Raw genomic sequence first — 16,260 nt, forward strand, 5'->3', positions numbered from 1 at the left:
ATGGAAGCGCGCCCTAACGTAATCGGGTGAGCACATCAACCCGCCCCTCAGAATCCGCAGGAAAGTCCGGCCTCCAGCTGCCCAAATGGGCTGGCTCGTTCGGCTTCCAGATTATCGCCGCCCTCATCGTCGGGCTTGGCCTCGGCCTCCTGGCCAAGTACACCGGCAGCACCAAAGCCAGCCCCAACGGTCTCGGCGCCACACTCCAGACCATCGGCTCCAGCTATGTATCGCTGCTGCAGACCGCCGTCGTACCGCTGATCTTCACGGCCGTCGTCAGCTCCATCTCCAACCTGCGCCAAGTGTCCAACGCCGCCAAACTGGCGTGGAACACCCTCCTGTGGTTCGCCATCACCTCCCTGATCTCGGTGCTGATCGGCATCGGCCTCGGCGTGCTCCTGCAGCCCGGCGCCAACACGGGCATCACCGAAGAGGCAAAGTACTCCGGCAAGTCCGGTGACTGGTGGTCCTTCCTCATCGGCCTCTTCCCCAAGAACTTCCTGGGCCTGGGCGCCAGCTCCACCGTTGCCGAATCCGGCGCCGTCACCACCTCCGTCAGCTTCAACGTGCTCCAGATCCTGGTGATCGCCATTGCCGTCGGTGTTGCCGCTCTCAAGGTGGGCAAAGCTGCCGAGCCGTTCCTTACCTTGAACGCCTCCGCGCTGGCCGTCATCCAAAAGGTTCTGTGGTGGATCATCCGCATCGCCCCGCTGGGTACCGTGGGCCTCATCGGCAACGCCGTCGCCGTCTACGGCTGGGACACCATCGGTTCGCTGGGCAAGTTCACCTTCGCCATCTACGTCGGCCTGGCACTTGTGCTCTTCGCCGTCTACCCCGTCCTGGTCCGTACCCACGGACTGTCGGTTAAGCAGTACTTCTCCGGTGTATGGCCCGCCGTCCAGCTGGCCTTCGTTTCCCGCTCCTCGGTGGGCACCCTGCCCCTGACCCAGCGGGTTACCGAACGCAGCCTCGGCGTACCCCGCGGCTACGCCTCCTTCGCCGTACCGCTGGGCGCCACCACCAAGATGGACGGCTGCGCTGCCATCTACCCGGCCATCTCGGCTATATTCGTGGCACAGTTCTTCGGCATCCAGCTCGACTTCAGCCAGTACCTGCTGATCGCACTGGTTTCGGTGCTGGGCTCCGCGGCAACCGCCGGCACCACCGGCGCCGTGGTGATGCTCACGCTGACGCTGTCCACGCTGGGTTTGCCGCTTGCCGGTGTCGGCCTGCTCCTGGCCATCGATCCCATCCTGGACATGGGACGCACCGCGGTGAATGTTGCCGGCCAGGCGCTCGTCCCCACCATCGTGGCCAAGCGCCAGGGCATCCTCGACGAGGCCTTGTACAACGCACCCCGCAACGGCACACCGTTTGTTGAGGACACTGTGGACGCCGCTGAGGCCCCGTCCGATGGAACCTCCACAGACACCACAACGCGCCAACTGGCGGACGTGAAGGCCTAAGGATCCCTGCTCACCCCTGCTGTAGAAAGAAGTCCCCGGGAAGATTCCCGGGGACTTCTTTTTTTGCTCGCGGGTGACCCTCAGCAGCGGGAGAAGCCCGAAAACTTGCCCACAGTGCAAAGTTGCACATAGTGTAAGAGCGTGACAATTTCCGCCGGCCAAGCCCCCGCGCCCGTTTCAGCCGTCCCGTCGCGGCGTGAGCTGAATAAGGCCGCTACCCGCCTGGCCATCACTGATGCCGCTTTAGCACTCCTGCGCACCAAGGGTCCGGGAAACTTCACCGCCGAGGACATCGCAGAGGCGGCAGGGATCTCCCGCCGGACCTTCTTCAACTACTTCAGCAGCACTGATGCGGCCCTGGCATCCATCGTCCACAACTTCCTGGACAACGCCATTCAGCAGCTTCGGCTGCGGCCCGCTGACGAACCGATGCTGGAGTCGGCCCAGGCCGCCCTGGTTGCCCTCGCCGACCCGAAAGCCGTAGCTCCGCTGGCAGAACTTTTTACCCTGACCCGCCAGAGTCCGCTGATGTCGCACACCGAACTTGAGGCCTGGGATCACTGCAGGGCCCAGGTCTTCGCCGTGGCACGCGAACGCATGGCGGGAACCGCCGGCGGGCAGGACGAACTGTACGTCCACGCCTTGGCCGGCTCAGTGATGTCCTGCGGCAAGGCTGCCATGGAAGTCTGGTTCAGCCGCCGCGGCCCCGATCTCTCACCGGATTCCCTCGCGGAGCTGCGTCAGCTGCTCATCGACTCGATGGCGCTGCTGGGTGCCGGTTTCAACGGCGCCGGCCGCTCCGCTGCTGCCCGGCACACCACCACCTCTTCTTCAGACTCTCGTTCCTCCTGATCAGATCGGTTACCCTTCATGGCACTGCTCCTTTACCGCCTGGGCAAGTTTTCCTACCGCCGGCGCTGGCTGGTGATTTCGCTGTGGCTGGCTGCCCTGGTGGCCGTGGGCGGCTCTGCCGCCGCGTTCCACGGCACCCTGTCCAACAACTTTCAGATCCCGGGCACTGAAACACAGCGGATCGCGGACAAGCTGAGGGAAGAGCTTCCGTCAGCTTCCGGCGGTACCGCCACCATCGTGTTCGAAGCGCCCGACGGCGGCTTCACGCCCGAGAGCCGCACCGCCGTCACCGATGCCCTCAAAAAGCTGGAATCCGTGTCCGATGTCCGGGGCACCATAGATCCGTTCGCCACGCAGGCGCAGGTGGACCAGGCCGGACAGGCCATCACTGATGGCGAGCAGCAGCTTGCCGCCGGCCAGGCACAACTTGAAGGATCCCGCGCCGAGCTGGAGGCCGGCAAGGCACGGCTCGCGGCGGCCGAACAGCAACTCGCCGCAGCCGGCGCGCCGGCGGCGCTTATCGAGGCCCAGCTCGGCCAGCAAAAAGCCGCCCTCGCGGAGGGCCAGGCGCAGCTCGACGCCGGCGCCCGGGAACTTGAAGCCAGCAAAGCCAAGCTGGAACTGGGCAAGCGGCAGGCAGAGGCATCCTCAGCCATCCGCTTCGTCTCCGAAGACGGCCGCGCCGCCGTCGCACAGGTACAGTTCAGTACCTCCATCAACGGCCTGAGCCCCGAGGTCCGCCAGCAAGTCCAGGACATCGCCCACGAAACCTCCGCTGCCGGCGTCACCGCCTACGCAAGCAAGGAAATCACCGAGGACATCTCCGAACTCTTCGGCGCCGCCGAGGTCATCGGCATCGCAGTGGCCGCCCTGGTCCTGATCATCATGCTGGGCACACTCATCGCCGCCGGGCTGCCCCTGCTGATGGCAGTGATCGGCGTAGGTGTAGGCGTTGGCATCACCTTCGCCCTCTCCGGCCTCTTCGACATGAGCTCCATCTCCCCCATGCTCGCCCTGATGCTGGGCCTGGCCGTGGGAATCGACTACTCGCTGTTCATCGTCAACCGGCACCGGACACAGCTCCTTGCCGGCATGGACCACGAGGAATCGGTTGCCCGTGCCACCGGCACCTCCGGCAACGCAGTGGTTTTCGCCGGCCTGACCGTGATCATCGCCCTCGCCGCACTCGTGGTGCCGGGTCTGCCCTTCCTCGCCGTGATGGGCCTGGCCGCTGCAGGAACCGTGGCAGTGGCGGTGCTGGTGGCCATCACCCTCACACCGGCCATGCTGTCCCTGATTGGACGTCGGATCATCTCGCGGCGTGCCTGGAAAAAGGCGGAGACCCACAACGCTGAACCCGGCCATGAAGCGGCTGACGAAGCGCAGGACCGCGAGCGCAGCACCCATGGCTGGGGCGGTCTGGTCACCCGGCACCCCGTACTGGCGCTCCTGGCCGGCGTGCTCCTCCTGGGCACCCTCGCGCTGCCCGCCACACAGCTGCAGCTTGCACTGCCCGACGGCGGCTCCGAACCAGTTGACTCCGAGGCCTACCAGGCCTACGATCTGACCGCCCAAAGCTTCGGCGAAGGGGTCACCGGCCCCATCGTGGCCGTGGGCGAATTCCCCGTAAACCTCGATGAGGCCCAGGCGCAGACCCTGCAGTACGACATCGCGGACAAGCTCCGCGATGTCGACAACGTGGTGGCCGCCGTGCCTGTTGCCCTCAGCGAGGACCGGCGCACCGCTGTCTTCCAGGTCATCCCCCGGGAAGGCCCGGCCAGCGCCAGCACCGTGCAGGTGGTTTCCGAACTCCGCGGCCTCAACGACGACATCCAGGCCGAATACGACGTCGCCATGGGCCTGACCGGCCAGACCGCCGGCAACATTGATGTCTCCACGAAGCTCGGCGACGCCCTGCCGCCCTACCTGGCGATCGTCGTCGGCCTCTCCCTCATCCTGCTGCTGCTGGTGTTCCGCTCCATCGTGGTGCCGCTGCTCGCAACCGGCGGGTTCCTGCTCTCGCTCGCCGCCGCGTTCGGGGCCGTGGTGGCCGTGTACCAGTGGGGCTGGCTGGGCGGCGTGTTCGACGTCGCCAACCCGGGCGCCGTCCTGAGCTTCCTGCCCATCATCCTGATCGGTGTGCTGTTCGGTCTGGCCATGGACTACCAGGTGTTCATCGCCTCCGGGATGCGCGAGGCGTACATGCACGGTTCCCCGGCAAAGCAGGCGGTCCGGGTGGGCTTCCGGCACTCCGCCGCAGTGGTGACCGCCGCGGCGATCATCATGGTCAGCGTCTTTGCCGGCTTCATCTTCAGCCACCTCACCATGGTGCGGCCGCTCGGATTCGCGATGGCCTTCGGTGTGCTGCTTGATGCCTTCGTGGTCCGGATGACCATCGTGCCTGCCGTGATGTACCTGCTGGGCGAAAAATCATGGTGGCTCCCCCGCTGGCTGGACCGGATCCTGCCGGACGTCGACGTGGAGGGCGCCAAGCTCAGCAGCCCTGAGGCGGCACCCGCACCAGGGGCGCTGGTGCACTGACACAGGTGTACCGCGGCCGGTCCTGCCCTTAGGCAGGACCGGCTAGGCTGGAGCCGTGGTCCGCCTGATTCTTGCCTCCCAGTCCCCCGCCCGCACCAAGCTCCTGGCCGAGGCCGGCATCCGGCACTCAGTCCTCGTATCGGACGTTGACGAGGATGCGGTCCAGGCACGGTACGGCGTTACCGACCCGCACGATACCGCCCTGCTGCTGGCACGGGCGAAGGCTGAGGCGGTGGCGGCGCTGCCGGAAGCGGAAGGTGCGCTGGTACTCGGGTGCGACTCCGTCTTCGAATTCGACGGCGAAGCGCACGGCAAACCGTACACCGCCGCCGTCGCCCGCGAGCGGATGCTGCGGATGAGCGGCAGCACCGGGGTGCTGCATACGGGACATTGGCTGGTGGACTGCCGGGACACAGACCCTGACGACGGCGCCGCCCCCGGCACGGGTGCCACCCTCGGGACTGTTGCCTCCGCGGAGGTCTCCTTCCTTGAAATGGAGCCGGAGGAGATTGACGCCTACATCGCCACCGGCGAGCCGCTGCACTGCGCCGGGTCCTTCACCATCGACGGCCTCGGTGGGGCCTTCATCCGCAAGGTCGACGGCGACCCGCACGCCGTCGTCGGCCTGTCCGTCTCCACGCTCCGCAGCCTGCTGGCTCAGGCGCAGGTACGCATCACCGACCTGTGGCCGGCGGCGTAAGCTGCCCGATTTCCACGAGTCTTGTAGCTTCCCTACAAAGCCTGGGCGCTTTACACGCGGAATCCGCAAGTAATATCGGCGGAACCTCCAAAACCGCGCTAGGCTCCCTGAAGGAAAGAAGGAGACGCCTTGTCAGCAAATTTGGAGCAGTCCGCACGTCCCACGCAGTCGACCCTCACAAAGGTGCTGATCGCCAATCGCGGTGAGATCGCTGTGCGCATCATCCGCGCCGCCCGTGATGAAGGCATCGCCTCCGTTGCTGTCTATGCCGACGCAGACCGCGACGCCCTGCACGTGCGCCTGGCTGACGAGGCCTACGCGCTCGGTGGCAGCACCGCCGCCGAGTCCTACCTCGTCATGGACAAGATCATCGAGGCAGCACGCCAGTCCGGCGCGGACGCCATTCACCCCGGCTACGGTTTCCTGGCTGAAAACGCCCAGTTCGCCGCCCGCGTGATCGAGGCCGGCATCACCTGGATCGGTCCGTCCCCGGAAGCCATTTCCGCCCTCGGCGACAAGGTCCAGGCCCGGCACATCGCCGAGAAGGTGGGCGCACCCCAGGTTCCCGGCACCGCCGACCCCGTCAAGACCGCCGACGAAATCCTGGACTTCGTGGACCAGTACGGGCTGCCCGTAGCCATCAAGGCCGCCTTCGGCGGTGGCGGACGCGGCATCAAGGTCGCCCGCAGCCGCGACGAAATCCCCGAACTTTTTGAATCCGCTGTCCGTGAAGCCACCGCTGCCTTCGGCCGCGGCGAGTGCTTCATCGAACGCTTCCTGGATGCACCCCGCCACGTTGAGACCCAGTGCCTGGCGGACGCATACGGCAACGTGGTGGTGGTTTCCACGCGAGACTGCTCGCTGCAGCGCCGCAACCAGAAGCTTGTGGAGGAAGCCCCTGCTCCGTTCCTGACCGAAGAACAGAACCGCCGGCTGTACGAGTCCTCCAAGGCCATCCTGAAAGAGGCCGGCTACCTGGGCGCCGGCACCTGTGAATTCCTGGTGGGCCAGGACGGCACCATCTCCTTCCTTGAGGTGAACACCCGCCTGCAGGTGGAGCACTGCGTCTCTGAAGAAGTCACCGGCATCGACCTGGTCCGCGAGCAGTTCCGGCTGGCCCGCGGCGAAGAACTGGGCTACGGCGATCCAGAGATCCGCGGCCACTCCTTCGAGTTCCGTATTACCGGCGAAGACCCGGGCCGGAACTTCCTGCCCGCCCCCGGCACCCTCCGGGTCCTGAAAAACCCCACCGGCCCCGGCATCCGCATTGATTCCGGCGTCGAAGAGGGCGACGTCATCAGCGGCAATTTCGATTCGATGCTGTCCAAGCTGATCGTGACGGGAGCCACCCGGCCGCAGGCCCTGCAGCGCGCCCGCCGCGCCCTCGAAGAGATGGTGGTCGAGGGCATCCCGACGGTGATCCCCTTCGATCTCGCCGTGGTTTCCGACCCCGCGTTTGCACCCGCGGAGGGCCCCTTCAGCGTCCACACCCGCTGGATCGAGACCGAGTTCGTCAACAACCTCCCGGCCTGGACCCCCGACGGCGGCGCCGGAACCGACGCCGACCCCGGGGAGCGGCAGCGCGTGGTGGTTGAAGTTGGCGGGAAACGGCTTGAGGTAGTACTGCCCGCTTCCCTCGGCACGCCGGGTACCGGTACGGCAGGCGCCGCGGCGAAGTCCGGCAAATCAAAGAAGCGCTCCCGCTCAGGAGGCACGGCAGCAGCCACCGGCAACGCCCTGACTTCCCCCATGCAGGGCACCATCGTCAAGGTGGCAGTGGCGGACGGCGACGTTGTAGCCGAAGGCGACCTCGTGGTGGTCCTCGAAGCAATGAAGATGGAGCAGCCGCTGACCGCGCACCGCTCCGGAACCATCACCGGCCTGAGCGCTGCACCAGGCGAAACGGTGTCAGCCGGCGCCGTCATCGCCACCATCGAAGACCAGTAAGCGCCGGAGGCTTCCATGCTCGCACCCAGTTTCGAAGAAGAAGTCCACCGCTACCACCTCGCCGTTCCAGAAATCACCCGGGGCAACCCTGGACCCGTCAAGGACCTCTATTCCCGGCTTGACGACGTCACGCTGGCCAATCCGTTCGGCGGCATCGCCCGCGGCTGGGCGCAGGTGGAAGCCCGGCTGGACCAGGCGGCACGGCAGTTCCAGGACGGCGAGATGCTGGGATTCGATACCATCACCTCCTACACGGCACGTGACACCGCTTTTTTGGTGGAGACCGAACACTTCCGCGCGCGGCTTGACGGCGCGGCCGTCGCGGAGGAGTTCGCGCTCCGCGTGACCAGCGTCTTCCGCCGCGAGGAGGGCTACTGGAAACTCCTGCACCGCCACGCCGATCCGGCCGCCCGGCCGCAGTCCCGCCGTTCCCTGAGCCAGCCCGCCACAAGCTGACACGCTGACAGTTTCCGCCGGAGAGGGCACACTTAGCAGATGTTGCCTTTCCTGCTCCTGGCGTCGCGGGCCGAAGACGCAGCCGCCGACGACGAGTATGCCGCCTACCTGCGGTACGGCGGACTGGAACCCGCAGAGCTCGTGCGTCTCAGGCTGGAGGCCGCTCCCCTGCCTGATCTAAACCTGGACAGCTACTCGGGCGTGATCGTGGGCGGCAGCCCGTTCACGTCCAGCGACCCGCTGGAACAGAAGACTGCGACGCAACTCCGCGTGGAGCGCGAGCTGTCGAGCCTCCTGGACCAGCTGGTGGCGCGGGATTTCCCGTTTCTTGGTGCCTGCTATGGCGTTGGCACCCTCGGAAGGCATCAGGGCGCCGTGATCGACAGAACTTTCGGCGAACCGCTCGGTGCCGCGGAAATCCAGCTGACTGACGCAGGCCTGAAGGATCCCTTGCTCAGCGGAATGCCCAGGACCTTCACCGCCTATACGGGGCACAAGGAAGCGTGCACCGTCCTCCCCGCGCATGCCGTGCTGCTGGCGAGGTCCGCCGCCTGCCCGGTCCAAATGTTCCGGATTCAAAACAACCTCTACGCCACCCAGTTCCACCCCGAACTGGACACCGAAGGCCTCTGCACCCGCATCGATATCTACCGCAACGCCGGCTACTTTCCGCCGGAATCGGCCGGGCAGCTGATGGACGACGCCCGCCGGTTTACACTCACCGAACCCATGAACATCCTCAAGAACTTTGTGGCCCGCTACGCCTCGGGGACATAAAAATGCCCGGCTGGTCCGCAGACCAGCCGGGCATTCCGCTTAGCGATGCGGCGTCATCAGGCCACGTTGTTCTCGTAGTCCACGTCACGGGTTTCCTTGCTGACAAACAGCGCGATCAGGGTCAGTACGGCCATGGCGGTCAGGTAGATCCCCACCAGTACCGGGCTGCCGTCTGCGCGTTCCCACAGTGCCACGGCGATGAACGGAGCCACCGCTGCGCCCAGGATGCTGGAGAAGTTGTAGCTCACGGCCGACCCTGTGTAGCGGACGTTCGTGGGGAACAGTTCCGGCAGCAGCGCACCCATCGGACCGAAGGTCAGGCCCATCAGGGAGAACCCGATGATCAGCAGGGCCATGGTGCCAACGAAGCCGCCGCTGAACAGCGGAACAAAGAGCAGGCCGAAGATGAAGATGCCACCGGTTACCGCGAGCAGCATCTTGCGGCGCCCGTACTTCTCGGCCAGCGGGCCGGAGACCAGCGTGAAAATGCCGAAGAAAACGACGCCGGCAATCAGCATCCACAGGAAGTCGTTGCGCGTGTAGCCCAGGCCGGGCACAAAGGCTGCGGCGGCGGCCTCGGACATCGGCTTTCCGGCCTTTTCGGCGGCGGCCCGGGCAGCGTCCAGGCTGGCGGGGCGGGTGCCGTAGGTCAGGGTGAAGGTGGTCATCAGGTAGAAGAGCACGTAGGTGGCAAGCATGATGAACGTTCCGAGGATCAGCTGGCGCCAGCTGGTCTTGAAGACCCGGCCCAGTGGCAGCTTGGCCACCTCGTTGGACTCGAGCACCTTGGTGAAGGCCGGGGTTTCGATCAGTTTGAGCCGGACATAGAGGCCGATGATGACCATGACGGCACTGAGCAGGAACGGCACGCGCCAGCCCCAGGACTGGAAGTCAGCCGGCGACAGAGCGTAGCTGAAGGCCAGGAAGATCACGTTGGCGATGATGAAGCCGATAGGGGCGCCCAACTGGGGGAAAGTACCGTAGATGGCGCGCTTGTTGGCCGGAGCGTTCTCCGTGGCCAGCAGGGCGGCGCCGCTCCATTCGCCGCCCAGGGCCAGGCCCTGGGCAAAACGCATGACAACCAGCAGGGCCGGAGCCCAGAAGCCCCAGCCCGGGACCAGTGCGGTGGGCAGGCAGCCGATCAGGAATGTGGCGATACCCATGGTCAGCAGGGATGCCACCAGGGTGCCCTTGCGGCCGAACTTGTCGCCGAAGTGGCCGAAAACAATGGAGCCCAGCGGGCGGGCGACAAACGCCACGCCGAAAACGGCGAAGGAGCTCAGCAGCTGCGTCGTTTCGTTCTGGTTGGGGAAGAACAGCTGCGGGAAAACCAAAACGGCTGCGGTGGCGTAGACGTAGAAATCGTAAAACTCAACCGTCGTGCCGATCAGGCTGGCTACGATCACGCGGCCGCGTGAGTTCACCGGCTGCGGGGATCCCGGCACCTTGGAAGTATCAATGGAGGACATAGGTAAACGCTTTCATGAGAACCGGCCGGGCCGTGCGTTATCGCCAGGCTCGGAATAGTTAGAGTTCAATATTAGTTCCGGCGGTCCAGTCAATGGACGAAAGGTCCACTATCCGGACGCGTGTCGTGCGTTCCGCTATTAGGCCTGCTGCCCGCGCCTCACGCCCGTCCAGGGCCAACGATAGGCAAATGTCACAGCGCGTTAACAAACCTCGTCGGTGCGTGAAACGCGGCGTCCCTACCTTGGGAGGACAACAACCCCCAAAGGAGGTACCCCGTGACTGTTGACCGCACCGCTGATGCCGGCCCCGGCAATTCGCTGGATCTGGACGAAGCCGCAAGGCCCGGAACCGCCGCATCCGCCAGCGCACAGCCCGGCCCTACCCGCACCACAGACGCCCCTGCCCTCGAGTTCCGCCCCGGCCGCTGGATCGCCAACTGGGATGCCGAAAACAAGGAACAGTGGGAATCCGCCGGCCGCTCCATCGCCCGCCGCAACCTCAACTGGTCCATCTTCGCCGAATTCCTCGGGTTCGTTGTATGGCAGCTCTGGTCCATCGTGGTGGTCCAGCTGCCCGGCGCCGGCTTCAACTTCTCCACCTCCGAAATTTTCTGGCTGATCTCCATGCCCAGCCTCGTGGGTGCAACCCTGCGCATCCCCTACACCTTCATGGTCCCCCGCTTCGGCGGCCGCAACTGGACCATCGTGTCCGCCCTGCTGCTGCTGATCCCCTCCATCGGCCTCGCCTTGTGCGTCTCAAACCCGGGGACTCCGTTCGGTGTCATGCTGCTGGTGGCGGCCCTCGCAGGCTTCGGCGGCGGAAACTTTGCCAGCTCCATGGCCAACATCACCTTCTTCTACCCCGCCCGCGAGAAGGGGTGGGCGCTCGGCCTGAACGCCGCGGGCGGCAACATGGGTGCCGCCGTCGCACAGCTCGCCGTCCCGATTGTGATCACCCTGCTTGCCGTGGGCACGGTCAACCTGCCCATGGCAGGCTGGATGTGGGTGCCGTTCATCCTCGTAGCCGCCTTCGGCGCCTGGAAGTTCATGGACAACCTCACCAGCGCCAAGGGCGACATCGCCGGCTCAGTGGCAGCACTGAAGGAACCGCACCTGTGGATCATGGCGCTGTTGTACATCGGCACCTTTGGCTCCTTCATCGGCTTCGCGGGTGTCTTTCCCAAGCTGATCAAGGACTACTTCCCGGCCTTTTCCTCCATCGGCGTGGGTACGGTGGCACTCTCCCTGGCGTTCCTTGGACCGCTGGTGGGTTCGCTGGCACGCCCTTACGGCGGACGCATGGCCGACCGCATGGGCGGTGCCCGGATGACTGTGGCTGCCTTCGCTTCGATGGCCGTCATCACCCTCACCATGGTTTGGACCCTGCCGCTGAAGAACTTCTGGCTCTTCCTGGTCCTCTTCCTCATGCTCTTCACCGCCAGCGGCTTCGGAAACGGCGCCACCTACCGCATGATCCCGGTCATCTTCGCCACCTCCAGCCGGGCGGCCCGGAACGGTGCAAGCTCGGTGGCCACCCAGCGCCTCGCGTCCTCCGCACTCGGCCTCATCTCCGCCATCGGCGCCTACGGCGGCTTTGTGATCCCGCAGGTCCTGAACGCCTCCAACAGTGCCAGCGGATCCTACACTCCCGCCTTCTACGGCTTCGTTGGGGCTTACGTCCTGATGCTGGTTGTCTGCTGGGCCTTCTACATCCGCAACGCCAACCGAAATGCGATGGGACACGTCTAACATGACCAAAAGCGCCGACACGCACTGCCCTTACTGCGCCCTGCAGTGCGCCATGACGCTCACGTCTCCAGCGGAACTGGCCCCGGCTTCCCTGCCGGGGCCAGTCCCCGTGGCTGTATTGCCCCTTCCGGAATCCCCCGCCCGGGACCTGCCCCTTCTCGAAGTGGGCGGCCGGAACTTTTCCACCAACCGCGGCGGTCTCTGCCGCAAAGGCTGGACGTCCGCCTCGCTCCTGAACCACCCCGGCCGGGTCACCGAGCCCCTCCTGAAGGGGCCCGACGGCGTCCACCGGCCCATCAGCTGGGACCAGGCCCTCCAAGTCGCCGCGGACGCCGTAAAGGCATCCCGCGCCCGTTACGGGGCGGATTCAGTGGGCGTGTTCGGCGGCGGCGGCCTCACCAACGAAAAGGCCTACATGCTGGGCAAGTTCGCCCGGCTCGCCCTGGGGACCTCCCGGATCGATTACAACGGCCGGTTCTGCATGTCCTCCGCCGCCGCCGCGGGGATGCGGGCCTTCGGCGTCGACCGCGGCCTGCCGTTCCCGCTCGAGGCCCTGGACACCGCCGATACCATCCTGATGCTGGGCTCCAACGTAGCCGAAACCATGCCCCCTTTCGTGCAGCACCTGAAGGGAACACGCGACGCCGGCGGGCTGATTGTGGTGGATCCCCGCCGCTCAGCCACGGCTGCTTTCACGTCCGACGGCGGCGGCCTCCACCTCCAGCCCCTCCCCGGAACAGACCTTGCCCTCCTGCTGGGCATTTCCCACGTGGTCATCCACGAAAACCTGGTGGACTCCGCCTTCATCGAGGAACGCACCTCGGGCTACAGTGCCGTGGTTCGCAGCGTGAACTCCTTCTGGCCCGAACGGGTGCAATCCATCACCGGCGTCCCGGCCGGACTGATCCGGGAGACCGCACGCCGGCTGGCCCACGGGGCACGCCGGAGCGGCAGCTACATCCTCACCGGCCGGGGCGTAGAGCAGCACGTGGACGGCACTGACACCGCAACGGCCGCGATCAACCTCAGCCTCCTGCTGGGACTGCCGGGCTCGGCCCGCAGCGGCTACGGCACCCTCACCGGCCAGGGCAACGGCCAGGGCGGCCGGGAGCACGGGCAAAAGGCGGACCAGCTCCCCGGCTACCGCAAAATCACTGATCCCGCCGCCCGCGCCCACGTTGCCAAGGTCTGGGGCGTACCGGAAGGCCTTATCCCCGGCCCCGGTCTCCCGGCCGTTCAACTGCTGAAGTCACTGGGAAAGCCCGACGGCGTCCGTTGCCTTTTTGTCCACGCATCCAACATTGCGGTCGCCTCACCTGACGCCAACGCGGTCATCAGGGGCCTGCGCAGCCTGGACTTCCTGGTGGTCTGCGATTTCTTCATGTCCGAGACCGCCGCCGAAGCTGACCTGGTTTTGCCCGTCCTCCAATGGGCGGAGGAGGAAGGCACACTGACAAACCTCGAAGGCCGGGTGCTGCGCCGCCGCCGTGCCTTGACTCCGCCGGCCGGTGCCCGCAGTGAGCTCTGGATCATGGCACGGCTCGCTGAAGCGCTGGATGCTCCCTCCACCTACAGCGAGGACCCGGAAACGGTGTTCGAGGAACTCCGGCTCGCTTCAGCCGGCGGGCCCGCCGACTACTCCGGCATTGACTACGCCATGCTGGACCGCGGCGAAGCAGCCTACTGGCCCTACCCGGCCGGCAGTACCGGAACGCCGCGGCTGTTCCAGGACCGGTTCGCCCATGCCGACGGCAAAGCAGTGATGACCCCGGTGGCGCCCCGCCGCCGTCGTCCTCCCCCAGGGGACCCCTTGAGGAGCGGCACCGCCCCGGCAGCCAAACAAATGACCCTCATTACCGGCCGGCTCCTTGAGCACTACCAGTCCGGCGCGCAGACCCGCCGGGTATCCGAACTGTTGGAAGCCCGGCCAGAAGCGAAGCTGCAACTGCACCCGGCGGCCGCGGCAGCTCTGGGCATCACCGAAGGCGCGTTCGTCTCGGTGGCCAATGAGCGCGGCGAAGTGCTGTGCCGGGCTGAATTGAGCACCGCCATCAGAACGGACACCGTGTTCCTGCCCTTCCACTTCCCCGAACTTGAGAGCGCCAACCGGCTGACGGAGGCTGCCACGGACCCCATCTCCGGGATGCCCGAGTTCAAGTTCAACAAGGTCTGGGTGCGGCCGGCTGCCCAACCGGTTCCAACCAGCGTGCTTCAAACGACGGAGGCCTCATGAGCGAGCAAGTAGTCATAGTGGGATTCGGGCCGGTCGCGGCCCGGCTGGTCGATGAGCTCCTGCCCGCTGTCCGCAGCGGCCACCTGGGCCTCACCGTGGTGGGAGCGGAGGCGGAAGCGGCGTACAACCGCGTGCTGGTCGCCGACCTCGGCGTCGGGCGGACCACTGCCGCTGCCCTGGCACTTTCCGATCCCGGCGCCCTCGCTGCAGAGGGCGTCGACGTCCGCCTTGGCGTCCGCGTCCGCCGCGTGGACCGGGCGCGCCAGCAGGTCCTCCTGACCGACGGCGGGGTGGCCCACTACGACCGCCTGGTCTTCGCCACCGGCTCCCGTCCGGTCATCCCCAACCTGACCGGCATCAACCCGGACCCCACGTCACCTGTCCTTCCGGCCGGAGTCACGGCCCTCCGCGATCTTCGTGACGCGGAAATGCTGCGCCAGGCGGTGGACGGCGGCAAACGGGTGGTGGTGCTGGGCGGCGGCGTCCTGGGGCTTGAGACTGCCCTGGCCGCGGCGGAAGAAGGAGCCACCGTCACCGTGGTCCACAACGGCCCCTATCCGCTGGGCCGCAACATCGACCGCGGCGGGGGCGCCGTGCTGGCTGCCGGCCTTCGGCGCTGCGGCGTGCGGATGGCCGGCAATGCCCGCTCCACCGCTGTGGAGCACAACGCGCCCGACGGCGGGTTCTCGGCCCTGCTGCTGGACGACGGGTCAGCGATCGACGGCGACCTCCTGGTCCTCTCGTGCGGCGTCCGTCCCCGCACGGAACTGGCAGAAGGCTGTGGGCTCTCCACCTCCGCCGGGATCCTGGTGGACCACCGGCTCCGGGCGCACCACGAGCCCCACATTTTTGCCATTGGCGATTGTGCCGAAGTCCGTTGCCCTGACCCCGCCTGTGCATCGTGCCGGAACGCCAAAGGCCCGTCCGGGCTTGTCGGACCAGGATGGCGGCAGGCCGAGTGGCTCGCTGAATATTTGACTTTGCTCGCCTCTGCCACTCCGGGAGAAGCGGAACTGCTGCCGGAACTGCCCGCCGAGCAGGCCGGAGTCGTTGTCCTCAAGGCCCGGGGCATGAACATGGCGGTGGCCGGCGAGAACGCTGCTGAGCCCTGGGACGAGGAAGTCCTTACCGCCGGTGCAGTCGGCGGCAGGCCGCGCCTGCAGATCGCCCAGTGGGCCGACCCCGAACACGGCCGCTACGTGAAAATGACCACCCGCGGTGGCGTGCTTGAGGGCCTGGTGGCGGTAGGTATGCCGCGCACCGCAGCCGAACTGGTGGGGCTGTTCGAGCGCGGCGCGGAACTGCCCGCCGACAGGTCCCTGCTGCTCCGCCTGGACGGGCCGGACCAATTACCGGGCACGGCCGCCGACCCGCAGGGAACCGTCTGCCGGTGCGCGGGTATCAGCGGAGCCGCCATTGCCGGCGCCGTGGAGGATGGCTGCTCAACCGTGGCTCAAGTATCCAAGGCAACCCGGGCCGGCACCGGCTGCGGCGGCTGCCATGAGGACATCAAGGGAGTCATCGAAAAACACTTCTCCCCGGCCGCCCCCTAAACCCTAGCCCTGCTCCTTGGGGATCAGGATCCAAAGCGCGATGTAGACCAGTTCGCCGATCCCCACCAGGCCGAAAATAACGAAGCCCAGCCGGACCAGGAATTTCGAAAGCCCGAACCGGGCTGCCAGGGCGGCGCAGACGCCGCCGATGACCTTGCCGCTGCGGGGACGGACCAGGGCTGCTGACACGGCCTGTTCCCTAACCTTCCTTGCCGGTGCCGGTGGAGCCGAAGTCCCCGTTGGCCACCGCCTCCGCGTACTGGGTGAGGTCCGGCCCCGGCTGGAAATCCACGAACTGGTCCTTCAGCTTTTCAAACAGGAACTTGTACACCTCGTCCTTGTCCGCGCTGGACAACGTGGAGGCTGCCTCCCGGACCGCTTCCTGCAGGGCCTTGTCAGCGTCGAGCAGGATCTTCTCCCGGGCCTGCTCATTCCATGTGACGTCCTTCAGTTCCACGAACTTCTCCTTGCGTCGTTGGCTGATGCAGGGACGGCCGGGAAATTCCCGGCCGGTCCT

At 66.4% G+C, this 16,260-nt stretch carries 13 protein-coding genes; 10 read left to right on the forward strand and 3 right to left on the reverse strand.

The annotated features are described in order from the left end of the window. Window positions 1–26: 26 nt before the first annotated feature. The 7 genes from AC5RVN_RS07445 to AC5RVN_RS07475 all read left to right on the forward strand — a co-directional run bounded on the left by AC5RVN_RS07445 (window position 27) and on the right by AC5RVN_RS07475 (window position 8,739). Window positions 27–1,466, forward strand: coding sequence for a dicarboxylate/amino acid:cation symporter (locus AC5RVN_RS07445; protein ID WP_494137509.1), 1,440 nt, complete (start codon window positions 27–29; stop codon window positions 1,464–1,466). A 141-nt stretch (window positions 1,467–1,607) separates the two neighbouring features. After that, window positions 1,608–2,318: a TetR/AcrR family transcriptional regulator gene (locus AC5RVN_RS07450; protein ID WP_494137510.1), complete on the forward strand. Its 711-nt coding sequence runs from the start codon at window positions 1,608–1,610 to the stop codon at window positions 2,316–2,318. An 18-nt stretch (window positions 2,319–2,336) separates the two neighbouring features. Then, window positions 2,337–4,859 (forward strand): MMPL family transporter, encoded by a 2,523-nt coding sequence (locus AC5RVN_RS07455; RefSeq protein WP_494137511.1) that lies wholly within the window; start codon window positions 2,337–2,339, stop codon window positions 4,857–4,859. A gap of 55 nt (window positions 4,860–4,914) precedes the next feature. Next, on the forward strand, window positions 4,915–5,559 hold the full coding sequence (locus AC5RVN_RS07460; RefSeq protein ID WP_494040977.1) for a Maf family protein: 645 nt from the start codon (window positions 4,915–4,917) through the stop codon (window positions 5,557–5,559). A gap of 129 nt (window positions 5,560–5,688) precedes the next feature. Further along, a complete protein-coding gene (locus tag AC5RVN_RS07465) occupies window positions 5,689–7,506 on the forward strand; it encodes an acetyl/propionyl/methylcrotonyl-CoA carboxylase subunit alpha (RefSeq protein ID WP_494137512.1) in 1,818 nt (605 codons plus the stop codon). 15 nt (window positions 7,507–7,521) lie between these two features. Continuing rightward, window positions 7,522–7,962: a YybH family protein gene (locus AC5RVN_RS07470; protein ID WP_494040979.1), complete on the forward strand. Its 441-nt coding sequence runs from the start codon at window positions 7,522–7,524 to the stop codon at window positions 7,960–7,962. A gap of 39 nt (window positions 7,963–8,001) precedes the next feature. Beyond that, window positions 8,002–8,739 carry a glutamine amidotransferase gene (locus AC5RVN_RS07475; RefSeq protein ID WP_494137513.1) on the forward strand — a complete coding sequence of 246 codons (738 nt, stop codon included), beginning with the start codon at window positions 8,002–8,004 and terminating at the stop codon, window positions 8,737–8,739. 56 nt (window positions 8,740–8,795) lie between these two features. Here AC5RVN_RS07475 and AC5RVN_RS07480 read toward each other — a convergent pair whose 3' ends face one another. Next, window positions 8,796–10,208, reverse strand: coding sequence for an MFS transporter (locus AC5RVN_RS07480; RefSeq protein ID WP_494040981.1), 1,413 nt, complete (start codon window positions 10,206–10,208; stop codon window positions 8,796–8,798). Window positions 10,209–10,484: 276 nt separating this feature from the next. Here AC5RVN_RS07480 and AC5RVN_RS07485 point away from each other — a divergent pair, with 276 nt between their 5' ends. From AC5RVN_RS07485 to AC5RVN_RS07495, 3 genes are read left to right on the forward strand one after another with little or no spacing between them, the layout of a single operon-like run. Continuing rightward, window positions 10,485–11,957, forward strand: coding sequence for an MFS transporter (locus tag AC5RVN_RS07485; RefSeq protein ID WP_494137514.1), 1,473 nt, complete (start codon window positions 10,485–10,487; stop codon window positions 11,955–11,957). Between the two features lies 1 nt (window position 11,958). Continuing rightward, complete coding sequence (locus AC5RVN_RS07490) at window positions 11,959–14,190, forward strand: molybdopterin oxidoreductase family protein (protein ID WP_494137515.1); 2,232 nt, start codon at window positions 11,959–11,961, stop codon at window positions 14,188–14,190. Further along, complete coding sequence (locus AC5RVN_RS07495; protein ID WP_494137516.1) at window positions 14,187–15,743, forward strand: FAD-dependent oxidoreductase; 1,557 nt, start codon at window positions 14,187–14,189, stop codon at window positions 15,741–15,743. Before AC5RVN_RS07490 ends, AC5RVN_RS07495 begins: the two co-directional genes overlap by 4 nt. A gap of 3 nt (window positions 15,744–15,746) precedes the next feature. Here the strand turns inward: AC5RVN_RS07495 and AC5RVN_RS07500 are convergent, their stop codons facing one another. Both AC5RVN_RS07500 and AC5RVN_RS07505 read right to left on the reverse strand, forming a co-directional pair. After that, on the reverse strand, window positions 15,747–15,932 hold the full coding sequence (locus AC5RVN_RS07500) for a PspC domain-containing protein (RefSeq protein WP_494040985.1): 186 nt from the start codon (window positions 15,930–15,932) through the stop codon (window positions 15,747–15,749). Between the two features lie 10 nt (window positions 15,933–15,942). Then, on the reverse strand, window positions 15,943–16,200 hold the full coding sequence (locus AC5RVN_RS07505) for a hypothetical protein (protein WP_494040986.1): 258 nt from the start codon (window positions 16,198–16,200) through the stop codon (window positions 15,943–15,945). Between the last annotated feature and the right edge of the window lie 60 nt (window positions 16,201–16,260).

Source organism: Arthrobacter sp. sptzw32 (genome assembly GCF_059089735.1).

Coding starts and splice junctions, on each gene's coding strand:
- AC5RVN_RS07455 (WP_494137511.1), top strand. CDS start 2,337: ATGGCACTGCTCCTTTACCGCCTGGGCAAGTTTTCCTACCGCCGGCGC.
- AC5RVN_RS07470 (WP_494040979.1), top strand. CDS start 7,522: ATGCTCGCACCCAGTTTCGAAGAAGAAGTCCACCGCTACCACCTCGCC.
- AC5RVN_RS07475 (WP_494137513.1), top strand. CDS start 8,002: ATGTTGCCTTTCCTGCTCCTGGCGTCGCGGGCCGAAGACGCAGCCGCC.
- AC5RVN_RS07480 (WP_494040981.1), bottom strand. CDS start 10,208: ATGTCCTCCATTGATACTTCCAAGGTGCCGGGATCCCCGCAGCCGGTG.
- AC5RVN_RS07490 (WP_494137515.1), top strand. CDS start 11,959: ATGACCAAAAGCGCCGACACGCACTGCCCTTACTGCGCCCTGCAGTGC.
- AC5RVN_RS07495 (WP_494137516.1), top strand. CDS start 14,187: ATGAGCGAGCAAGTAGTCATAGTGGGATTCGGGCCGGTCGCGGCCCGG.